Here is a 1312-nt window from a genome sequence, read left to right as displayed (position 1 = left end):
CCTGTGCCCGTTACCTTAGGTCTACAAGACAGCTTCAATATCGAAGTGTTATCAGGTCTGCACATTGCAGATGTGATTGTCAGCCAGAACAGCTACCTGTTTAAAGCCGATTTGGAAAAGTCGGAGGCTGGTCATGACCATTAATAACTTAATGCCATCTACATGGTTTGACGTCTCGGTATTTGGGGGGCTAACACATGATTGAATCCATATTACGCTTGTCCATCGCGCGACGAGGTCTAATGCTGATGTTGATCTTCCTTGTGCTTGGCATGGGGATATTCAGTTATCAAAAATTACCTATTGATGCGGTACCCGATATCACCAACGTGCAAGTGCAAATCAATACACAAGCATCGGGCTATTCGCCTTTGGAAACCGAGCAACGGATCACATTCGTAGTAGAAACAGCGTTGGCGGGATTGCCTGATCTGTCCTACACCCGCTCATTATCTCGCTACGGGCTATCTCAGGTAACAGCGGTATTTGATGAGGGCACTGATCTGTATTTTGCGCGTAATCTCATCAATACCCGATTAGGCGCAATCAAAAGTCAACTACCTGAAGGGTTAGAGCCTGAAATGGGGCCTATCGCTACTGGATTGGGCGAAATCTATATGTATACCTTGCGAGCCAAGCAAAATGCCATGCAAAAAAATGGTGAGCCGTACAATGCAATGGCGCTTCGCGAGATACACGACTGGATTGTAAAACCGCAGCTCGCACTGGTTAAAGGGATCACTGAAGTAAACGCCATTGGAGGCTACGTTAAGCAATACCATGTGAATCCTGAACCACAGCTTATGCTGAATTTTGACATTAGTCTAAGTGATATCCATCGTGCTTTGGCGCGAAACAACACGAATCAGGGAGCGGGGTTTGTTGAGCGAAATGGGCAACAAATTCTGGTGCGCTCACAAGGTCAACTCCAGACAATTAGCGATATCGAAAATGTGGTGATAAAACGCATTAATACTGTCCCCGTTGCGGTGAAAGACATTGGCAGTGTCGCTATTGGCAAGGAGTTGCGAACGGGTGCGGCAACACAGGAGGGTGAAGAGACCGTTTTAGGTACAGCAATGATGCTAGTCGGCGAAAACTCACGAGCCGTTGCCCAATCAGTTGCCAAAAAGGTGAAGGACATTCAATCCAGCTTACCTGATGGTATTGTTATTGAACCAGTCTACGACCGAACCCTACTGGTCGATAAAGCGATTGACACGGTTCAGAAGAACCTTGTGGAAGGGGCGTTATTGGTCATCGTGATTTTGTTCATATTGCTTGGTAATATTCGCGCTGCGCTGATTACTGC

The 1312-nt window shown here is 46.7% G+C and carries 1 protein-coding gene; it reads left to right on the top strand.

Features of this window, described 5'->3' with window-relative positions:
• Positions 1 to 197 precede the first annotated feature (197 nt).
• Positions 198 to 1312, top strand: a 1115-nt coding sequence (locus ACEN2L_RS20695; protein WP_441745967.1) for an efflux RND transporter permease subunit, incomplete at its 3' end; no start/stop codon positions are given.

The organism is Flavobacterium sp. W21_SRS_FM6, from assembly GCF_052119645.1.
Taxonomy (GTDB): domain Bacteria; phylum Pseudomonadota; class Gammaproteobacteria; order Enterobacterales; family Alteromonadaceae; genus Paraglaciecola.
Note: the sequence above shows the minus strand (reverse complement) of the source record. Positions and strands in the feature narration are given on the sequence as shown.